Genomic DNA, 18,458 nt, shown 5'->3' on the forward strand with positions numbered 1-18,458 from the left:
GCGGCGCTGTTGCCGCCCTTTCCATTTTGAATTCTTATCAGATATCTATGCCCCGACTGGGTTCCGGAAGCTCTTCGCCGTTTACGCTTACAGTGTATCCCTGACCTGAGCGATCCACTGTGATTGAAAAAGTCTTTCCTGCCAGCGCCAGCTCCGCGGAGAAGTTCTGCCAATGGTCCGGCAGAAGCGGCGAGACATGCAATCGATCGCCACGACGCTCGATGCCCAGCAATCCGCTAAGTGCGAAGTGATGGAGCCATCCGGCCGATCCGGTATACCAGCTCCAGCCGCCGCGGCCGCCATAATGTTCAGCCCCGTAAACATCAGCGGCTATGACATAGGGCTCGACGCGATAGGTCTCCGCGTCACTCCTGGTGGTGGTGCGGTTCGCCGGGTTCAGTATTGAGAAACTCTGCCACGCCTTACCGGTGTCGCCGTGACGCGCAAAAGCCATTCCGAGCCAGATGGCTGCATGCGTATATTGCCCCCCGTTCTCCCGGACTCCGGGCGGATAGGCCTTAATGTAGCCCGGATCTTTCTCACTCCGCACAAAGGGTGGGGTGAAGAGACGGATGATCCCGGTCTCCTGATCAACGAGTTCGTCGTAGGCGGCCTGGAGTGCCAACGCTTGTTTGTCGGGTGTTCCGAGGTCCGAAAGCGCGCTCCAGGACTGCGCGATCGAATCGATCCGGCACTCAAGCGACTCCGATGCGCCGAGCGCAGATCCGTCATCAAAGTAGCCGCGCCTGTAGTAGCTTCCGTCCCACGCCTGCACGTCCAATGACTGTGTAAGTTCGGTCAGATGCTTCCTCCATCTCGTCATTCTGACGAGATCGCCACGGCTCTCCGCGTAAGGGATGAAGTCTCGTAGCGCTTGACCCAAGAACCAGCCAAGCCAGACGCTTTCTCCACGCCCGGCTTCCCCGACCCGGTTCATTCCGTCGTTCCAGTCGCCCCCCAGTATCAGTGGCAGGCCATGTTCACCGGTTCTTTGTATGGCGAGATCCAACGCGCATGCTGCGTGTTCATAGAGATCGGCATCGTGTTCCGAAGTCTCAGGCTGAAAGAATGCATCGTGGATACCGGGCTTCAGCTCCGGTCCCACAAGGAAGGGTATACGCTCGTCAAGGATACCGGCGTCGCCCGTCGCCTTGATGTAACGGTCGATGGCATACGAAAGCCAAACGACGTCGTCCGATATCGATGAGCGAACGCCTGCGCCGGTCTGCGGCAGCCACCAGTGTTGTACATCACCCTCGCGAAACTGACGCCCAGCGGCGGCGATGATCTGCCGTCTCGCAATCCCCGAATCGTGAAGGAGAAGACTCAACGAGTCCTGCAACTGGTCACGGAAACCATACGCACCGCTTGCCTGGTAGAAGGCTGCTCTCGCCATCATACGGCATCCATAGGTTTGGTAAGGGAGCCAAAAATTCACCAGGTTGTTGAGAGCGATATCCGGCGTGTGCACCTTTACTCTGCCGGTGAAGTCGAGCCAGAAGTTCTTCTGCTTGTCGAGGACATCGTCAAAGGATATCGCGGAAACCTTGTCTAAAACGTCCCCTGCCTCGTCTCTCGAACCACCGTCTCCCAGGCTGAAGACCAAATCCCGCGTCTCGCCAGGGGCTAGCTCGATATCGAAAGCCAGGGCGGCGCAGGGGTCGCCTTCGCTTTCCGTGGTATTTTGAAGCGCAGAGGATCGCGCTACCGCCTGCGGAAGCTTGATGCAGCCGTTTCGCCCGACGAATTCCCGCCGGCTCGTGGTGAAGCTGTCCGGTCGTACTGACGCTCCGAAGAAGGCATGGCGGCTAGCATAGTCTATGCTGTACGGATTTGTGGCGAAAAGGCTGCCAGTTTCCTCGTCGAAGTTGGACAACACGAATGGCGCCGTCTTCTGCGAATTATTACCCAGAACCCACTCTACCAGCGCATAGCAACGCAGACGTCGTTTTTCGAGCGATGTGTTTCGGATCGTCAAGCGGCTCAGCTTGACAGGGAGCGTCCTTGCTACGGTTTGGGTTAGCGTTGTTGTGACATCCTTGTGAATGGCCTCAAAAACGGAATAGCCTAGACCATGACGCGTCTCGAACGTACTGTCAGGACGAAGGTTGGCGGAGGCTGTCGGAGAATAAACCTCGCCGCTGTCCAGGTCCGTGATGTAGAAAGCTTCACCGGAGCGATCGACCACCGGATCGTTTGACCATTGGGTCAGTTGGTAGTCGCGAGAATTCTCGCTCCAGGTGAAACCCGATCCCTCAGCCGACACATGAAAGCCGAACTGTTCGTTGGCGATGACATTGATCCATGGGTGAGGCGTTGTCTCACCGGCCTGCAGACGAACGATATATTCGCTTCCATCCTTGCTAAATCCGCCAAACCCGTTCCAGAGATCGAGATCGGCTGTAGTCAGCTCCCTGTCTGATTTTGGCAGCAAAGACGCGGGTATTCGGCCGTACCATTCCGCATCACGCCCTTCTCCGCCGCGCGGCGAAGAATAGAGCGATACCGCGCGGTTTATCTGATCGACGATCTTGCCGTTCCGTGCATGGAGGACGACACGCGCAGCTGCCAGAAGCGCATTCCAAGTGCTCTCTTCCATCAGGTCCTGTCGAACCGCGAAAACGTGCGGCTTTACGCCGTCTCCTTGTGTGTGTCGAAGGTTCTCGCACAGCGCGTCCAGCGCATGTTGCATATCCTGCGCGTAGGACGATGCCCGCTCGTTTACGATCACGAGATCGGCGACGATACCGCGACGCCGGAGATATTCCTGTGCACTTAATGCTTCGCGTGCAATGTCGATGTCCATGTCATCGTTGATGCGCAGGGCGAAGATGGGATAGTCGCCGGATATGGCCAACGGCCAAAGGCTTCGTTGAGACGCCAGGCCATTGCGTACCGTTTCCGGGTCGGCGCGCAGGTGCGTTTCCGGATACACCAGGTAACGCCCAAGGTGCTGGAAAGCCGCAGCCTGCTGGGATGTGATGCCGATGTGCCGCATTTCGACCTGAACTCGGGTCCATGCGTGGATGAGTTCATGGCTGAAGGCGTCCGGATGACGGTACCGGTCGATAGCCTGGTCGATTTCCTCGCGGTTGGGCGCCGCGATGGTCCAGAAAATCACATTGACCTTCTTGCCCGAAGGCACTCGTACAATACGGCGGAGGCTGAGAATCGGATCCAGCGTGAAGCCTTCGGTGCCGGAGAGCGTGGCGTCCCGATCGAAGGCAGCGGCGTCGGACAGGGTCCTGCCTCGTCCGATAAACGCCATTCGGTCGGTTCCAAATTCCGTGGGGCGACCGGGTCCCGCATTGTCGACCACCAAGTGCGCGAGACACATATCCGGGTCGCCAGGGCTTCGCTTGTTGCGCTCAACCCGGATCACGTCCTTTCGCTTCCCGAACTCGGTGCGAAGGAACATCTTCGAGAATAGTGGATGCGCGTTGTCGGCTTCATCCATTGCGAGGACCGGTTCCAAGTACGACGTGACCTCGATGTAACGATCCTCGGGCCCCGTATTCAGAAGCGTCACGCGGCGACCTTCGGCGTCGTGCTCTGTAGCCACGATGCACTCGACGCTGCTCGATATGTCACCGACAGTCTTGAAGAATTCGGCCTTGTCGTCGCCAAATATGACCTTGGTTTTTTCATCCTCTGCGCGGCGGGGTGTGGCCGTCGCAGACCACCAGTCGCCACTTGCCGTGTCCCGCAAGAAGATGAAGGTACCGGAACGGTCTTCGGTTGGATCTGCTTTCCATCTGGTGACGGCTTGGCCATTCCACCGAGAGAATCCTGATCCCGTTGCCGACAGAACAACCGAATAGTGGCCGTTCGACAGGAAGACCAGTTCCCGGTCCTTCGATGCCGGATCCGTGACCGTCCTGATCTCCGGACGCAATAGATCAGCCTGGCCCTTCCCAGGCACACTCGACTCGTGTTTCGCGCTCATTACGGGTATTTCGCGCGGTGCTTTTTCCTGCAAGAGGAGTTCGGCGGCCTCAATTACCGGATCTGCATGGAAGAGTTCGCGCAGACGTCCGTTGAAGGCCACGTTGGCGATCGCCGCAATCGACATGCCGTGATGATGGGCGTAGTAATTGTAGACAACTGCGCACCTCTTGCCATCCGGTACGCGTGTGGGTGTGAAATCGACAGCGTCATGAAAGCCATAGGCGCCTAAAGCTCCGAGCTTTCTCAGTCGTTGAAGATTTTCAAGCGCTGCTTCGGGATAGTACTGGCTGGCCAGAATAGATGCGTAGGGCGCAATCACGGCGTTTTGGCCCAAGCCGCGCTTGAGGCCTAAGGTCGGTACGCCGAAATTGGTGTACTGATAGGTCAATTCGTGATCGCGCGCATTGAATGCGGCCTCGGAGATGCCCCATGGAACATTCAGCCGACGGCCATGATTCATCTGTTCCTGGACGACAAGGTTGTTCGTCTGGTTAAGGATTCCGCCCTGCCTTTCCTGCATCACGAGCGGCGGCATCAAGTATTCGAACATGGAGCCCGACCACGAGATCAACGCCGCGCGTGCGCCGATCGGGACGACTTGACGACCGAGGCGATACCAGTGCTCCGTCGGCAAGTCTCCCTTGGCGATCGCGAAGAGACTCGTCAGACGGCATTCCGATGCGAGCAGGTCGTAGCAAGCCTCGTCCAGTTCCCGGCTGTCTGCACGGTATCCGATGGACAGCAGGCGCCGTTCCGGACGAAACAGGAAGGTGAAGTTCATCGAAAACGCCAAATCACGACTTTTGTCGCGAAGCGTGACCAATCTCTGACGGATGGGTTCTATGTTGGAGAGGTCGGAAGCCGAGTCTGCGATATGGGCTTCACACGTCGAGACCAAGGCTTCCGTCCACCGCGTTACCTCGGCACTCTGCTCGGATCGTACCTCATGGTGAAGATTGGCGGCGAGCTTCTGGATGTCTCGTGCCAAAACCGCAAGATTCGCTATACGGATGGATGCGAATTCGTGTTCGCGCTTGACGGCCGCCAAAGCTGAGCTGAAGCCAGAAATTCTCTCTTCAAGGCGCCGTCGTAGAGGGCGAACGATCTTTCGATCGTCCGGCAGGTCTTTCAGAGCTTCCTCCAGTATACTGCCTACATCACCAATGCCGTCCAGGTTGCCTTGGAGATGTGCGGATGGCGCTTCAGCCCATTCTCGGCACGCCGAAGATATTGCGATGAGGTGGCCTGCGAGGTTACCGCTATCGACGGCGGATATATATCTGGGACCAAGGGTCTTGAGCGTATCCGTGTGATACCAATTGAATAGGTGGCCGCGATGCTTCTCCATCCTGTCAACTGTCGACAGGGTCTGCTCAAGCTTCTCGACGGTTTGTTCGAAGCTGATCCAGCCAAAGTACCGGGCTGACACGACAGACAACAGATAGACGCCGATATTTGTCGGCGACGTTCGGTGCGCGACGATAGGTTCTGGCTTTTCCTGGAAGTTGTCCGGCGGCAGGTAGTTGTCGCCCGCTGTCACGAAGGTTTCGTAGAAACGCCAAGTCCGACGTGCGATCTTTCTAAGCTCGAAAAGTGTCTGCGGTGGAACTTCGAGTCGATCCTCTGTCTCCGCGGATTGGCTCACATACCACGCGACCAGTGGGGAGAGCACCCAAAGCACTACGAATGGTAGGCTCACCACCACGCCGAACGTTCCGTTGACGCTCGCGATTGTCAGTGCCAGCACTGCGAGCGCAGGCGCATGGCGCATCGAATGGTAATAAGACCCGATATCACCTTGTGCGACGGATTGAACGCTGGCAGCCGTTTTCCATTCCAGCAGAAATTTTCGGCTATAGAAGAGCCGATAGAGCGAACGAAGTATCGCATCCGCCATCATCCATGCGTTGTCGGCGATGAAGACAATGCGAAGCGCCACCTGGGCATTGGCGGCACGAGCCTCAGTCCAGACAGACTGAAAATGCGCGCGTGGCACAAAATCGCTGGACCGCGGTATCAGTCCGGAAAGAAGCGATAGCGTTGGTGCGACAAACAGGCAGAAGATGAGAAGCATCTGCCAAAGAACGGCCGCCAGCGGTGTCATTGTCGTCCAGCCGAGCACGGAGGCGAGAAACCACGCAATCGGTGTGAGCGACCGTCTTAGATTGTCGACCATTTTCCATCGGCCAAGCGCGGTTATGCCGCGCAGTGGATCGAGAATGTAAGGCAGTAGCTGCCAATCGCCTCGTGCCCAACGATGTTGCCGGGAGATTTCCACCTCGTAGCGGGTAGGAAAGTCTTCAACCAGCTCCACGTCAGTAACGAGGGCGCACCGCGCAAAAGACCCTTCAAGCAGATCGTGGCTAAGCACGGTGTTCTCATCGACACGTCCCTTGATTGCCGCCTCGAACGCATCGACATGATAAAGACCCTTGCCGGTGAACGTTCCTTCACCCGTGATGTCCTGATAGACGTCAGATACTGTGAAAACATAGGGATCCAGACCACGGTTGATTGAAAACACGCGCTGGAATACGGAGGCATCCTTGCCAGTCGTTAGGGAAGGGGTGACACGCGGCTGTAGAATACCGTATCCGCTGACCACTCTGCCGGTTTTGGGATCAGCAATCGGCCGGTTGATCGGGTGGTAGAGCTTGCCGACCAATTTGGTGACGGCTTCGCGCATCAGTCGCGTATCCGCATCCAGGGTCATCACATACTGTATGTTTTCTGGCGCAACATTAGCGCCCGGGATGTAGGAAGTGTCGCGGTCGCCGCGTAGCAGCAGATTCAGTTCGTGGAGTTTGCCTCGCTTCCGCTCCCAGCCCATCCAGCAATTCTCGACGGGATTGTACTGCCGACGGCGATGAAGAAGGTAAAACCGAGTCTTACCATCTTCGTTATATCGGAGATTTAGCTCAGCGATCTCTCGCTTTGCGTATTCCAGCACCTCGATATCTGCTTGGGTTTCTTCTACCTGACTGTCACGCCAGTCGCTCAACAGGGCGAAGTATATCTCCCCGCGCGGGTTCGTCAGGTAGTGGACCTCCAGATTGCGAACGAGTTCGTCCACTTCGTCCCTGTTTGCAATCAGGCAGGGAACCGCTACAAGTGTTCGTGCTGCTTCCGGGATTCCTTCCTTGAATTCGAAGCCGACGAGACGCGCCGGCTTCACGACAAACGTCACAAGGGTATTGAAAAGGCCGGTCGCGCCTTCAGAAGCGGGAAGCGCGATCATCATCAGCATTAGTACGATGACCGGTGTTGAGAGCTCCGTTTGGAACAGGAACCAGGCCACGATTGCTAGGGCCCCGAGCGTGATACCCACCACCGGGAGCGCAATGGCGAGCCAGTTCAGGCGGGTGATCAGCCGGACAAGCAGTTGCAATAGGGAAGGCCGGTAGCCGATTGCCGACTCCAGTTGCCGGCGCTGTCTGCCGACAAGAAATGCTCCTACGTCCGCCAGGCTTTCGCTCTCGCGCGATTCTGTTGCTTCATTCGCCAAATCGATTGCCGCTTGCGCGATTTCCACCTCGGTGAGGGCCGAACGCCGGGCCATCTTCTCGATCGTGTTGCGGTAGGCGTTGCGTGAACCAAAATCCAGTTCGCGATAGTCGGTGTGCATTCCCAGAACACGGTCAACGTGACACACCTGTTCGACCCACACCGACCACTCTGTGTCGTCAATCTCGCGAAGGCTCCGGACGATGTTTCCCATCGTTACATTGCCGGACGAGAGACGGTTCTGCTCCGCTGTTAGGGCTTCCTCGACGGACCGGCCTGCTCGCTCAAGCCTCTTCTCGAGCCATGTCACCGCAAAGCTTGTGTTCTGCGAGCCGTTTCGGAGCCGGTATACGAATTGCGTGGCGAACGTGTTGTCTTCTGCCAGATCCTCAATTCGCTTCAGTAGCTCATCACTCGCATCTGGGTCACCCAGACGGATGATTTCGTCGGCAACTTCGTTTGCTCGGCGCCGCATACGACGAGAGCGCTCCACACGGGTAGAAATCCGTCGCAGATTCTCGATCAGGACATACCGGACCATCGAAGGCAGCGCCCAGAGTTCACCGATTTCCAGGACCTGTCGCGATTGAAAGCCTTCGACGAGCGCCGTCAGGCTTTCCTGTGACGTCGTGCTATGGGTGTGGGCAACATACAGCCAGGCAAGCGCCAACGTTCGGGGAATTTCGGTCGTGCCGACGCGCATTGTTGGCAGTTGACGATAGAACCGGCGCGGAAAGTCCCGCCGGACCTCCTGAATGGCTTCTTCGATAATGTAGTGATTGTCCAGGAGCCATTCAGCAGCTGGCGTGATCGTCGCTCCGGACTCCACATCGACCGCCGTTGTCCGGTAAACCCGAAGGATTTCTTGCTCGCTTTCCTTGTGTCTTGCGAAGAAATCGAAGGCAAAGAATCCGGGGAGTTCGGTTCCGCTTTCCGCTGCCAATTCAGCGGCCTTTTCTTGCAGCTCCTCAACTGAAAGATAGGTGGCGCGGATCGAGTCGTTGTGATCGATCTGTTTGGTTTCGATTTCGCGCACGGGAGCCGGCTGCATGACGTCGTGGGGCATGTTAGCGGAGTATTCCTGAGGGTTGGTCATTCGGCAGGAAACGCGTCGTGCGTTCTGTTGTTCCTGCGGTCCATTTTATCGTCTAGTAAGCACTCACACTGTGGTAGTCCCTTGACCGGATGCAGTGGTCGGAGAGCCGCCTTTTGTGGCGTCCGTGCCTTTTCTATCATAGTGGCTTTTTTGTGCCATGTCCGCGGAGAGGCTCATTTGGCGATGCCTAGCTTTCCAGTCTGCTTTGGTAGCAGATCACGGAGAGGAAACGTATCGGCAACTTCACCAGAACCTCCGGTCCATGCGGGGCGTCGGCGTCGAACATAAGGCTATCCCCCGGTCGCATGGTATATAGCCGGTCAGCGTGACGGTATTTCACTTCGCCTTCGAGCATGTAGAGAAACTCCATGCCTTCGTGCTGAAATGTGGGAAAGACGTCTGATTTGGCGGTCAATGTGATCAGGTATGGTTCCATTTGAAGCCCGCTAGGACCACCATCGAGATGACCCAGAAGGTTATACTGATGTCCAGCCCGGGTGCCCCGACGTTCTAATTCGAGCCCTTCGCCTGACCGCACATACACCGCGTTTCTTACCTCCTCGAAGCGCCTGAAGAAGGCGCTAAGCGGCACACCCAGAGCCTTGGCCAGGGATTGCAGTGTCGTCAGCGAAGGGGATGTGTTGCCGTTTTCAATCTTGGACAGCATCCCTAGCGAGATGCCGGTGGCATTCGCGAGGTCGGCACCTGTTATACCTAGCTTCTTGCGAAAGAAGCGCACCTCGTGGCCGATCGCGAGTTCGAGATTGTTTTCCTTGGGATCGCGAATTGCATGCGGGTCCTGCTGCAGCGGGGCGCGCTTTGTCTCTGGCTTTGCCGCCGAAGCTTTACGCCCGTGGCGTGTGTCCGCCATTCACCCTCTCCCGCCAACTGATCCCACTCCGCCGGAACACGTCACCGACTTGTCAGCGGTCTTATCGTAATTGCAAGCGCTTGGCCATCGATCGGCAGGTAAGCCGCATCGCGTCACGACACTCCGGCAGTGAGAATTTCGTGGATCTCTATTAGCGATGGCCCGGCGGCGGATTCGGCCCTCAAGAGTGCGGCGGGTAGTTCCGAGATGTGACTCAACTTTTCGGCAGCCAGACCATAAGCGGACGCGATCAATTGGAAATCCGGTGCGGATGGCGTGACGCCTTCCGGTGTGATGCCGCAGTCAAGCATGTAGTTTTTGATCTCACCGTAACCGTCATTGTTCCAGACGAGGAAGATGACGTTCGCGCCGCAGTCCTTGGCCGAACCGATCTCTGCTAGAGAAAACTGCAATCCCCCGTCGCCGACAAGACAGACAATCGGCGTTGTGGGCTCCGCCAAGCTGGCGCCTATGGCGGCTGGAGGCCCGTATCCAAGTGCACCATACCCGGTGGCGGCATTGAACCACCCGTGTATGCGTCCCGCCTCGTAAAAGAGGTTGCCGGCATAAACCGGCTGTGTAGAGTCGCCGACGATGATGCAATTGGAAAGCGTGTCGCGAATGGTTTCCAGAATGGTGACCTGCCGCTCCAGCTTTTCGCCGATTTCAGCGCGCGCCTCGATCGTAACCTCTCCGGCACGCCGCCGTCCGTCGCGCTGGACGGGATTGCCTTCAAGTAACGAGAGAAGGTCATCGACCAGATTGTTGACGGTCGAGTGGAGCGACAGCGAGGCGGCGGGTCCCCTCGCCAATTGCTGAAGATCGATATCAACCCTCACTAGTTGGGATATGACTGGAAAGCCTGCGTCATCATACATGTCATAGTCTGTTTGACCCATCTGGGTTCCGAGAGCGATCACCAGATCAGAAGCTGCGATCAGCTTTCGCACCGCTTTCAGACTGGGGCTGGCTGGCACCGACAAGTCATGACCGGAGAACATCCCGCGCGCATTGACAGTCGTGACTACAGGAGCGTCAAGTCGCTGCGCAAGCAGTTCGATTCCGGGTGCTGCGGATACCGCGCCTCCGCCGCACAGAATTACCGGGGCGCGCGCGCTCTTGCAGCGCTCCGCGAGATCAAGCAGATGGGAAAGTTCTGCTCGCGGTCCTGCTACGACCGGCGATACGATTTTGCCAATCGAAATTTTTTTCGCCATGACATCGGTGGGAATCTCGATATGAACGGGCCCCGGCCTCCCCGAGCGCAATATTGCGAATGCACGCTCCATGACGATAGGCAAATCTTCGGGTTCGAGCAGGGTGTGCGACATCAGTGCCAGTGTGGCAATCATCGCACGTTGGTCGGGTAGTTCGTGTAACCGGCCACGCCCGTGGCCGAGAGATGCACGCGGATTGACGCCGGAAATCACGAGCATCGGTACGGAGTCCTGGTAGGCCTGCGCCATTGCCGTAATCGTGTTGGTCAGGCCGGGGCCGGTAATCACGAGACAAACCCCCGGCTTTCGGCTGACGCGCGCATATCCGTCCGCCATGAAACCCGCGCCCTGTTCGTGTCGCGGTGTGACATGGCGGATTCTGGAATTTGCAAGGCCGCGATAGAGTTCCACGGTGTGGACGCCGGGGATGCCAAATACGACGTCGACCCCGTTCGCCTCAAGAATATCGATGAGCGCTTCGCCTACCGTCTTTGTTACGATGCCCATGTCTTCGTCCGCACCCGCCCCACCAATTCATCGCCCAGTTCCGCTATTCGTGCCGACGCCTTCTCAAGAAGATCGTCCGAGACAGTCAGCGATACTCGGATAAACGATCGCGCTTGGTCTCCAAACGAGCCACCCGGCATAACAGCCACATGCTTTTCATCGAGAAGGCGCGCAGCGAACTCCTCACCGGTCAATCCTGTCCCGGAAACATCAATCAGAAGAAACATTCCGCCTTCCGGCATCAAAGGTACGAGACTTCCGTGCTCCTTCAATCGATGCTCCACCAGCTTAGCTCTCCGCTGGTAGTTGTCCCGCATCCGGCCGGCAGTGTCGAAGGAGCCCGAAACCGCCATGGCAGTCATGTCGGCTATGAAGGGTTGCACACCAAAAAGCATGGTTTCCGATACCGGTAGAAGGCGGTCGCAAAACTCGACCGGACCGGCGGCCCAGCCAGACCGGAAACCAGGTGCAGCATGTGATTTGGAAATCGAGGAGACGACAATCGTCCGGGACGCCAGGTCGGGATCATCGAAAGGTGAGGCGAAGGGTGCGTCGAAGATCAGCTCCTCGTAAACCTCGTCGCAGACGATCCACAGATCGTGCTCAATGCAGACCTTGCCGATTGCCTTGATCTCAGCGCGTATGAGAACCGCTCCCGTCGGGTTGTGAGGGGAGTTGAGAAGCACGGCTCTCGATCTTGCCGTTGCTGCTTTTTTCAGATCGTCGGCTTTCATATGGAAGCGGTTCTCCGGCCGCAGAGGTACCGGTACCATCCTCGCTCCGGTCGCAGCGATGACGCCTTCATACGTCGCGTAGAGTGGATCACCGACAATTACGTCGTCTCCGGTTTCTACCAGCCCCAGCATAACTGCGAACAAAGCCGTTTGAGTGCCGGGGAAGCAGAGAATATTCCGCTCACTGACATCCGGTCGCCGCTTTCGATATTTCTCGGTGAGTGCGGCGACAACGGCGGGTTCACCGCGGCCATTCGAATATCGCGTACGGCCGGCGTGCATTGCCCTGCTCGCCTCGCCCAGAAGCGCCGGGTCGGGTGCTATGTCCGGTTCTCCGATCGTCAACTCGATAACCGGTTGTCCAGATGCCGCCATCTGGCGAGCCTTGATATGCACCGCCCATTTACCTGAGCCCAGATGTGCAAGACGATCAGTGATTGAGGCGTAGCGCATCTTTTCTCAACTTTACTCCAGGTCGCTCAGTCTCAAGCCGCCGAGGAGAGCCTCCACGGAATTCAGGGCGATGGCGGGGAGGGGTGTTTCCATGAACAAGTCTCCCGCTATCGTTCCCTCAAGCCAAAGCCCGTCGATCAGGCCGTTGATTGCAATGGCTAGTTGCCGGCAGTGCACGGGATCGGCGGGCTGGTCGCATTCGCGAAGAAATGCGGCAATCAATTGTTCCAGCGCCGACAGGAAAGCCAAGTAGCTCTCGCGGTGAATTCTGGCGAATGTCGGATCAGTACGAACATGGCTTATAAAGGACGCCCAAAGAGACAGGGTGCGCCCATCCGTTACGGGTGGCGTCAGATTGGCCACAATAAAGTCTCGAAGGCGCTCGCGGGCGGTTGCGCCGCCCCGGTCCGCAGCAGCGATGGCCGCGCCTGTCATGCCGGCCATAAGCTCTTCATAGGCGGCCTGCATCATCTCATCCTTGCCGGCAAAGTAGTGCCTGATGAGCCCTCCGGTCACTCCGGCCTTTGCCGCTATCTGGCGTACGGTCGCTCCCTGAAGGCCTAACTCCGCGACGCAGTCAAGCGTTGCGGTAATCAGTTCCTGTCTCCGTTCTCCCTCGCCGGCTCGATGGAAGCTTCGCCTGCTCATGACCGATCCCGGAGGATTGGCCGCGTCAGGCAAGTGGGGCCGCCCTCGCATGCAACGCACAGCGCGTCGGCGGGAAAGGTCGAGACAGAGCAGCCAGCGGCTTCCAAAGCGGTCTTGGTTCCCGGGAACCCGTCGATCATGATCAATTCCCCCGGTGCTGTTGGCAGAACATTGAGGTTAAGGCCGCTGCTAGCCGCAAACTCGTCTTCCGGTGCAACAACCAAACCGATTCCGCGCTCCTTCAAGAGAAAGTAGAAGGCTGCGGGCAGAAGTGGGGCATGGACGAGAGCAAGATCCCGCTTCAGCGGACTTATCACCGACATGAGATGAAGGCATGCTTCCTCGCCCTGCCAAAGCGGCAGATCGAATCCGACAACGCTTATTCCGTGCGGAGCAAGAATTGCCGCGAGTTGTTCAATTCCAGCCTGGTTGCTTCGCACACCACGGCCGATCGCCAGTGTCTCTTCATCGATCCAGACGCAGTCGCCGCCTTCAACCGTGCCCGGCGCTTCAATCCGTCCCAGAACCGGGATACCAGCTGTGCGATAGGCATTTTCGTGCAGGCCGGGTTCGTCCGAGCGCAGCAGCTTTCCCATTCGCAGGATTACGGCTCCATGTCGTGTCACAAGCGAAGGATCATGTGTGAACATTGCATCCGCAAGGCCATCGCCGCTATCCTCCAGCCACACGATCTCCGTGCCGCTACGTTCGACGAGCGCTACGAATGCGCGATACTGCTCTACTGCCTTGCCTCCGTCGAAGGTGGGGCCGTAGTGCCACTTTTTAGGGTCTGCGGTCAGGAGGCTCGGTCCGGGACGCCGCATCAGGACGCGCCTCAGTCTACCGGACATTTCCTGGGAACCGTGCGCCATGATGTTATCCCCCTCCAGAATTCAAGCCGTCATGATTTCAAGGCGCCAATGAACTTCGGTTATTATACGGTTGAATAATTACCGCACAAGTGCAAAACTGCCTTCAAGGATCGAGCGAACGGCCGGCGCCGCATCAGTCCAGGAAGACACTGCCGGTGGGACAGTTGCAACAGCTTCCCCGTTGTTGCGGGGCATTGGCGGTGTGAATGGACACGACGGCGCAGGCCATTGAGGTGCGCGACCTCTGTAAGCGTTTTGGCCCTCTAGAGGTTCTGAAGGGGGTTTCACTTTCCGCCAGTCAAGGCGATGTCATCGCGGTGATCGGAGGCTCCGGGTCCGGAAAGTCGACGTTTCTTCGCTGCATCAACATGCTGGAACTGCCTACGGCCGGTTCAGTAACGGTGCACGGCGAGACGATTTTGCTGAAGAAGGACGGCCGAGGTGGTCTGATGCCTGCCGACCGGCGCCAAGTGCAGAAAATCCGCAGTCGTCTTGGCATGGTTTTCCAGAGCTTCAATCTCTGGCAGCACATGACCGTTTTGCAGAACGTCATAGAAGTCCCGATCCATGTCTTGGGAATGAAACGAGACGAGGCGGTGACGATCGCCGAAACTTTGCTGCGGCGCGTCGGGCTGTACGACAAGCGTGACGCTTACCCGGCATTTCTTTCCGGAGGGCAGCAGCAGCGTGCCGCCATTGCTCGGGCGCTCGCCGTTCAACCTCTTGTCATGCTTTTCGATGAGCCAACATCCGCACTCGACCCTGAACTCGTCGGAGAGGTTCTAAGTGTCATAGGAGATCTCGCGCGCGAGAAGCGGACTATGATCCTGGTAACACACGAAATGAAATTCGCCCGCGAGGTCGCGACCCATATCGTCTTTTTGCACAACGGCATCATCGAAGAACAGGGACCGCCTGCAAAGGTGTTCGGCGATCCGCAATCCGAGCGTTTGAAAAAGTTCATCCGTTCGATTCACTAGCCGGCAAAGCCCGGCATAAACAACGAAAAACAGGGGAAAGACATGAAAAACATTCTCAAGATCGCGATCTTCTCGTTGATGGTCGGCGTGTCCATGACCGGACAGGCCTCTGCCGCTGAGGTAAAAGTAGGCTTCGCTGCCGAACCCTACCCGCCGTTCACGTCGCCAGACGCCGCGGGCAAGTGGGTCGGCTGGGAGGTCGAGTTCATGGAAGCGATCTGCGCCGAGGCAAAACTCGAGTGCGTCATCACACCCGTAGCTTGGGACGGCATCATCCCGGCGCTGACGTCCAACAAAATCGACATGATCGTCGGTTCGATGTCGATTACCGAGGAGCGACTGAAGACGATCGATTTTTCAGACAAGTACTACAACACCCCGACGGGGATTATCGGACCCAAGGAAGAGGCGTTCGAAGCGACGCCGGAAGGGCTTGCCGGGAAGATCATTGGCGTCCAAGTATCGACCGTACACGCCGACTATGCCCAGAAATATTTCGGTCCGACTGCTGCCGAGATCAAGGAATATCAGACGCAGGATGAGGCGAACCAGGATTTGGCCGCAGGCCGCATCGATGCGGTACAGGCTGATGCCATCGCACTCGATGCGTTCCTCAAGTCGGATGCGGGCACCTGCTGCGAGCACAAAGGGAATGTGAAGGATGATCCGGCCATCCTTGGCGCAGGCGTTGGCGTGGGAGTGCGCAAGGGCGACGCGGAGTTGAAAGACAAGATCAACGCGGCCATCAAGGCGATCCGCGCAAACGGCACATACGACACATTCTCGAAGAAGTACTTTGACTTCGATATCTACGGCGGCTGAGCCTTCGACCTCGCTTCGGCCCGTATCCTAGCGCGATGCGGGCCGGCCTCGCCCGCCAACGTGGATCCGTGCCCATGGCCGCAGAGACCGGCTTTCTCAATCTCGATCTGCTTGCCTTGTCGCCTCCTGGCTGGGGCGGCGTCCTTCTGAGCGGTTTTGCAAGTTCACTTCAGCTCGCAATTGGTGGGTATGGGCTTGGTCTCGTCATCGGGATCGGGGGGGCGTCCGGCAAGCTCTATGGTGGGCCGATCCTGCGCGACCTCCTGGAAGTTTACACAACCTTGATCAGGGCCGTACCAGAGCTCGTGCTGATCCTCCTCCTGTATTATGCAGGAACGGACGCGGTGAACGCGTTATTGACCCTCTTCGGATTGCCGATGGTCGATATCAGCGGCCTGGCTGCGGGGATTTTTGTCATTGGCGTCGTCCAGGGCGCGTATTCCACAGAGGTGCTGAGAGGTGCCATTAAAGCTGTTCCACCCGGACAAATCGAAGCGGCCCGGGCCTATGGTATGTCTCCCTGGAAGATCATGCGGCGCATCACGCTTCCGGCAATGCTGCCATTTGCTCTTCCGGGTCTGGCGAACCTATGGCTGATCGCAACGAAGGACACGGCCCTTCTGGCGGTCGTCGGGTTTAGTGAGTTGACGCTTGTTACGCGTCAGGCCGCCGGCAGTACGAAGGCGTACATGTTGTTTTTCTGCGCGGCCGGCGTGCTTTACCTATCGCTCACGCTTGTCTCCAACGTTGTGATCTCGATCATAGAACGCCGCGCCCGCCGCGGCATTGCGGAGCCGATCTGAGATGCCGGATGTGAACACGACATCACCGGCCTATGTTTCGCCTCCCGCGCGTCGCCTCCTCGAGCCACATCGCATCCTATTAATGGCCTTCTTCGCCCTGGTCGTATTCTGCGCGATATGGTTCATGAGGTGGGATTGGCTGCCTCGTTACCAGACGCGCCTCCTTTACGGCATTTGGGAAACGCTCGTTCTGCTTTTCTCCACCGCGTTTGTAGGCTTTCTTCTTGCGGTGCCGATCGGATTGGTCCAAGTGGCTGGACCAAGGCCGCTGGCCTGGCTAGCAAGAGGTTTCTGCACACTGATCAGGGGCACCCCGCTGCTGCTGCAGCTGTGGTTGTTCTACTACGGTCTCGGCTCCATTTTTGCACAATATCCCGAGATCAGGCAGTCGTTCCTCTGGCCCTATCTGCGGCAGGCCTGGCCTTATGGTTTTGCGGCGCTAATGCTCTCCTTCGCGGCGTATGAAGGAGAGGTCATGCGCGGTGCCTTCGCCGGAGTGCCGAGGGGGGAACTGGAGGCAGCCCGAGCCTTCGGGATGAATAGGTTTACGATGTTTCGGCGAATATGGCTGCCGCGTGCGATCAATCGAGCCCTTCCGACCCTCAACGGAGAGACAGTCCTCCAACTCAAGTCGACGCCCCTGGTTGCGACGATTACCGTTGTTGACGTCTATGCTGTCATTTCCAAGGTGCGGCAGGAGACGTTTCTAACCTACGAACCGCTTCTTCTTCTGGCGCTCATCTATCTCTGCCTTACGGGTGCACTCGTCGCATTTTTCCGCTATTTCGAAAACCGAATTCCAACGCGTGGTGTGTAAATGACTATCCAGTTTTCCAATCATATGCCGGAAATCGTCGCAAATCGACGTTATCTTCACCAGATACCGGAGATTGGATTGTCCGAGTTCAAGACTTCCGATTTTGTGGCTGAGCAGCTCGCTGCTATGGGATACGAGGTCGCGCGCGGGCTTGGCAAGACGGGGGTCGTTGCAACCTTGAGAAACGGCACGAGTCGCCGCAGCGTCGGCATCCGGGCGGACTTCGATGCGCTACCGATCCTCGAGGAAACGGGGGCAGAGTACACCAGCACGCATCCGGGCGTGATGCATGCTTGCGGACATGATGGTCACACCGCAATGTTGCTGGGTGCTGCACGAATTCTTGCTGAGCGCAAAAGTTTCGATGGCACTGTACATCTGATTTTTCAGCCGGCTGAGGAAAACTTCGGCGGCGCCAGAATCATGATGGATGACGGTCTCTTCAACAAATTTCCCTGCGACGCGATCTTTGCGCTTCACAACGATCCCAGCATGCCGTTCGGTCAGTTCGCATTTCGCGAGGGGCCAATCATGGCGTCCGCCGATGAATGCAAAATCACCGTTGTTGGTCGTGGCGGACACGGAGCCGAGCCGCAGGAAGCTGCCGACCCGATCGTGGCCGGCGCCAGCATTATCATGGCGCTACAGACTGTGATCTCTCGGAATATTCATCCGCTTCAGTCGGCTGTCATCACGGTCGGAGCCTTTAACAGCGGTATCGCCAGCAACGTGATTCCCGAGCGGGCAGAGATGAAACTCACCATTCGTGCGCTGGACGATAACGTTCGAGACGAACTCGAACGGCGAATCCGCCTGATTGCAGAAGCGCAAGCCGCGAGCTACGGCGTGTCCGTGGAAATCGACTACGAACGCGGATATCCGCCGACGATCAATCACAAGTCGGAGACCGATTACGTCCGTCAACTGGCGATGCGGTTTGCAGGCGGGGAGAATGTAGTCGACATGCCGCAGCCGATCATGGGGAGTGAGGATTTCGCTTTCATGCTGCAGGAGCGGCCGGGCACTTACTTTTTTCTCGGGACCGCGAAGACGGAAAACGATCCACCGCTGCATCATCCGAAGTTCGATTTCAACGACGACATTCTGCCAACAGGCACGGCGTTTTGGGTTGAATTGGTAGAAGATTACCTGTCGTCCAAGTGACGGCCGGCCCCGCCTATCGATT

General features: G+C 57.6%; 11 protein-coding genes. 5 read left to right on the plus strand and 6 right to left on the minus strand.

What is annotated here, in order from left to right; genetic code table 11:
• Positions 1-37 precede the first annotated feature (37 nt).
• The 6 genes from J5J10_RS00170 to J5J10_RS00195 all read right to left on the minus strand — a co-directional run bounded on the left by J5J10_RS00170 (position 38) and on the right by J5J10_RS00195 (position 13,829).
• The gene (locus J5J10_RS00170; protein ID WP_211928327.1) at positions 38-8,518 is read right to left on the minus strand and encodes a glucoamylase family protein; all 8,481 of its coding nucleotides are present in this window, start codon (positions 8,516-8,518) and stop codon (positions 38-40) included.
• A 217-nt stretch (positions 8,519-8,735) separates the two neighbouring features.
• Positions 8,736-9,419 carry an XRE family transcriptional regulator gene (locus J5J10_RS00175; protein WP_211928328.1) on the minus strand — a complete coding sequence of 228 codons (684 nt, stop codon included), beginning with the start codon at positions 9,417-9,419 and terminating at the stop codon, positions 8,736-8,738.
• A gap of 113 nt (positions 9,420-9,532) precedes the next feature.
• Positions 9,533-11,143 carry a 5-guanidino-2-oxopentanoate decarboxylase gene (locus J5J10_RS00180; protein WP_211928329.1) on the minus strand — a complete coding sequence of 537 codons (1,611 nt, stop codon included), beginning with the start codon at positions 11,141-11,143 and terminating at the stop codon, positions 9,533-9,535.
• A complete protein-coding gene (locus J5J10_RS00185; RefSeq protein WP_211928330.1) occupies positions 11,131-12,330 on the minus strand; it encodes a pyridoxal phosphate-dependent aminotransferase in 1,200 nt (399 codons plus the stop codon). Before J5J10_RS00185 ends, J5J10_RS00180 begins: the two co-directional genes overlap by 13 nt.
• A gap of 12 nt (positions 12,331-12,342) precedes the next feature.
• The gene (locus tag J5J10_RS00190) at positions 12,343-12,978 is read right to left on the minus strand and encodes a TetR family transcriptional regulator C-terminal domain-containing protein (RefSeq protein WP_211928331.1); all 636 of its coding nucleotides are present in this window, start codon (positions 12,976-12,978) and stop codon (positions 12,343-12,345) included.
• On the minus strand, positions 12,975-13,829 hold the full coding sequence (locus J5J10_RS00195) for an arginine deiminase family protein (protein ID WP_211931089.1): 855 nt from the start codon (positions 13,827-13,829) through the stop codon (positions 12,975-12,977). Before J5J10_RS00195 ends, J5J10_RS00190 begins: the two co-directional genes overlap by 4 nt.
• Before the next feature lie 227 nt (positions 13,830-14,056).
• Between J5J10_RS00195 and J5J10_RS00200 the strand changes: the two genes are divergently transcribed.
• The 5 genes from J5J10_RS00200 (at position 14,057) to J5J10_RS00220 (ending at position 18,436) form a co-directional block, all read left to right on the plus strand.
• Positions 14,057-14,830, plus strand: a complete 774-nt coding sequence (locus J5J10_RS00200) for an ABC transporter ATP-binding protein (protein WP_211928332.1) — start codon at positions 14,057-14,059, stop codon at positions 14,828-14,830.
• Positions 14,831-14,872: 42 nt separating this feature from the next.
• A complete protein-coding gene (locus J5J10_RS00205; RefSeq protein ID WP_211928333.1) occupies positions 14,873-15,652 on the plus strand; it encodes a transporter substrate-binding domain-containing protein in 780 nt (259 codons plus the stop codon).
• 74 nt (positions 15,653-15,726) lie between these two features.
• Complete coding sequence (locus J5J10_RS00210) at positions 15,727-16,455, plus strand: ABC transporter permease (RefSeq protein WP_211928334.1); 729 nt, start codon at positions 15,727-15,729, stop codon at positions 16,453-16,455.
• 1 nt (position 16,456) lies between these two features.
• Positions 16,457-17,272: an ABC transporter permease gene (locus tag J5J10_RS00215; protein WP_211928335.1), complete on the plus strand. Its 816-nt coding sequence runs from the start codon at positions 16,457-16,459 to the stop codon at positions 17,270-17,272.
• Positions 17,273-18,436 (plus strand): M20 aminoacylase family protein, encoded by a 1,164-nt coding sequence (locus tag J5J10_RS00220; RefSeq protein WP_249116635.1) that lies wholly within the window; start codon positions 17,273-17,275, stop codon positions 18,434-18,436. It begins immediately after the preceding gene.
• Positions 18,437-18,458 lie beyond the last annotated feature (22 nt).

The organism is Ciceribacter sp. L1K23, assembly GCF_018122705.1.
In the GTDB taxonomy this organism is placed as follows: domain Bacteria; phylum Pseudomonadota; class Alphaproteobacteria; order Rhizobiales; family Rhizobiaceae; genus Allorhizobium.